Source organism: Paraburkholderia sp. BCC1885 (genome assembly GCF_900996235.1).
In the GTDB taxonomy this organism is placed as follows: domain Bacteria; phylum Pseudomonadota; class Gammaproteobacteria; order Burkholderiales; family Burkholderiaceae; genus Paraburkholderia.
Window position 1 is genome coordinate 1 of sequence record NZ_CAAJGM010000277.1, and the last position, 2,162, is coordinate 2,162.

Sequence of the window (2,162 nt, forward strand, 5' to 3'; positions counted from 1 at the left end):
AGCGCGACACAGCGCAAGGCGTTTTCGGCAAGCACATTGCTTATCTCGGCCCGACCGTCTTCACAGTAGAACGTGAGGGCTGCCCAGTGGTTCAGCGAGTAGTTGATCGCCTTGGCGAGCGCGGACTTCGTCGACAGCGTCGTGAGTTTTGCCCTGATCGTCGTTTCGAACTTAACGAGCAATGGCTTGCTCTTCTCTCGCCTCACGCGCAGACGCTCGTCTGGTTCCTTGCCACGGATGTCGGCTTCTATGCTGTAGAGCTCGCCGATCATCTCGAGCAGCTGCTGGGTATCCGCAGTCGGCGTGCGCGCGTGAACATCATAGATGTACCTCCTTGCGTGATCCCAGCATGCCGCTTCGTGGATCTCGCCGCTTGCGTACAGTTGATCGAACCCCGAGTAAGCATCGGCCTGCACGATGCCGTGGAATGCAACGAGCCGGGTTTGAGGGTGGATGCCTTTGCGATCCGAGGAGAAGTCGAACCATACCGCAGCAGGCTCAGCCGAACCCGAGCGACGATCGTCGCGCACGTAGACCCAGAATCGGCCGGTCACCGTCTTACCGTTGCCTGGCGCGAGCACCGCGACCGGCGTGTCGTCAACGTGTACCTTTTCGGAAACCAACACGTAGCGCTGGATCGCTTCAACGAGCGGTACACAGAGCTGGGCAATCTGCCCGAGCCAGCGGCCCATGCTGCCGCGATCCAACGTCACTCCATCGCGTGCCGCAATCTCCGATTGGCGATACAGCGGCTGATGATCAGCGAACTTCGACACCGCAATATCGGCCAGCAAGCTCGGATGCGCGATGCTGTGCTCGATCGGCAAGCTAGGCATCACGGGCTGTTCGATGTGGCCGCAATCGGGGCAACACAGCTTGTGGCGGATCGTGCGGATCACTTTGAACGCGGCCGCCACGCGGGCGAGTTGCTCGGAGACATCCTCGCCCAGCCACTGCATTGCAGTCGCGCATATGGGGCAAGCCGAATCAGGTGTGAGTTCGATCTCGTCGCGCGGCAAGTGCGGCGGTAGGGGTTCTCGCGTGGGCCCTCGATTGGATGGTCCCTTCGATGCTTTGTCTCGTTGTCCTCGCGCCTCTGCCGCCCCTTGGCCGGCCGTCAGGTCTTCCAACTGCGCTTCGAGCTTATCGATCTGCCGGGCCAGTTTCTCGGACTTGCTCCCGAAGTACATCCGCCTGAGCTTGTCGATCTGCGCCTTCAGTCGGTCGATCTCGTCGTCGCGGGCGGCGATCTCCCGCACCATGTTCGCGAGCGATGCTTGCTGCTCGAGCACCAGAGCCTGGAGCTCAGCGACGGTGGCGGGAAGCGGCGCATGTTGGGACATGCGTCGCAGTTTACGAGTCTTCTTCGCGGTTTACAACATCGACAGCGCGGCAGTGCGTCGCGGCTGCCGCCAGTCGATGCCCTCGAGCAGCATCGACAGCTGGGCGCTCGTCAGATGAATCTTTCCGCCATCGGCCTGGGGCCAGATAAAACGGCCTCGCTCCAATCGTTTTGCGAGCAACCAGAGTCCGTCATCAGTCGCCCAAAGCAGCTTCACGAGATCGCCGCGACGCCCGCGGAAGATGAACAGGTGGCCGCCCAGCGGATTCTCTTCGAGTGCTGTCTGCACCTTCGCGGCCAGCCCCTGGAACCCGCAGCGCATGTCGGTCACGCCGGCCGCTAGCCAGATACGCGTACCTGCCGGCAGCGCGATCACTTCAGACATTCCTGCAGGAACGCTTCGGTGCGCTCGGCAGACAGGCCGCGAATCTTCACGCGCCGCTTGCCGATCTCCACCTCGATCTCGCACACGGGCGTCGGCATCGGTACGCTGCTCATCGCCTCTGACATCACTGTCGGCTCCGGCGCCCGAAGTACCAATGCCGAGTCGATCACGTCGACGCTCAGCAGTTCCGTGCATGGCATGCTCGGCGCAACGTCGAGTGCAGGGACGACGAGCTTGCCTTCACGATATTGCTTGCGCCATCCGAACACTACATTGGCGTTGATGTCGTGCCGGCGCGCAACAATCGACACCGACATGCCAGGCACCAACGTCTCTCTGATCACCTGCTGCTTGAATTTTCGCGCGTACGTGCGACGGGGATGGGCTGCGCCCCCTGCGTTCGACATGGCTGACTGGCTCCGTTGATCTGAACGC

At 61.9% G+C, this 2,162-nt stretch carries 3 protein-coding genes; all 3 read right to left on the reverse strand.

Going from position 1 to position 2,162, the window contains the following annotated elements; genetic code table 11:
* The coding region (tnpC, locus tag FQ755_RS35930; RefSeq protein ID WP_144162797.1) for an IS66 family transposase at nucleotides 1–1,343 on the reverse strand (1,343 nt) is incomplete at its 3' end.
* A gap of 30 nt (nucleotides 1,344–1,373) precedes the next feature.
* Entirely contained in the window at nucleotides 1,374–1,727 is a 354-nt protein-coding gene (gene tnpB / locus FQ755_RS35935; protein WP_234037647.1) for an IS66 family insertion sequence element accessory protein TnpB, read from the reverse strand.
* Nucleotides 1,715–2,162: transposase (locus tag FQ755_RS38860; protein WP_409937808.1), on the reverse strand; the 448-nt coding region annotated here is incomplete at its 5' end. The genes tnpB and FQ755_RS38860, both read right to left, overlap by 13 nt.